Source organism: Rosenbergiella sp. YN46 (genome assembly GCF_036620675.1).
Lineage (GTDB): Bacteria > Pseudomonadota > Gammaproteobacteria > Enterobacterales > Enterobacteriaceae > Jejubacter.
In genome coordinates this window covers 1-606 of sequence record NZ_JAZHEE010000127.1, presented here as the reverse complement: position 1 = coordinate 606, position 606 = coordinate 1, and the positions used below count along the sequence as shown (strand labels likewise).

Sequence of the window (606 nt, the reverse complement as noted above, 5' to 3'; positions counted from 1 at the left end):
AGTAGATGTTTCAATTTGTGAAGTGGTAGTTTTTTCCCAAAAACCCCACAAATCATCAAACGCTTTGAGAGTCTTTTGATCAATATTCAATTTGTCAAAAAATTCCTTTTCTGAGATGTAACACGTTCCAAACAAGTCATCTATGGTATGAAGATATTCAGCATAAAGATCAGAGTATTCTTGTGCATATGATGGAATTTGTGATTCCATTTTTCTGATTACAGATGATGTCTTACTTTTCATGACATCACACACAGAAATTTTGTCCTGTTCAGTTGGTTTTGCTACTGATTTTTTTGTATGACTATTTTTAGTCACATTCTCATCTGTCTTCACTAACATTTCCGAAGTCAATCATTCCATCCCCATTTTTAATTACGAATGATACCAACTTTGCACATACCTATCTTGCAGTTATGACAAACAAAATCATCAGTTGGAGTTTCACAACCACATGAACAGGTACAAGTATAATCATTCATTATGTCAAAATGATCATGTAACATTATTTAAGTAAAGATCCAAATTACCAAAGCTGAAAATCATCTTAAAATTATCTGTTGTTACATGGCAATGCAGGCATACTTTGTAATTAACAGTTCGTAT

The 606-nt window shown here is 32.2% G+C and carries 1 protein-coding gene; it reads right to left on the bottom strand.

What is annotated here, in order from left to right; genetic code table 11:
- On the bottom strand, positions 1 to 336 hold a 336-nt coding region (locus V3W49_RS22845), incomplete at its 3' end, for a hypothetical protein (protein WP_500148252.1).
- Positions 337 to 606 lie beyond the last annotated feature (270 nt).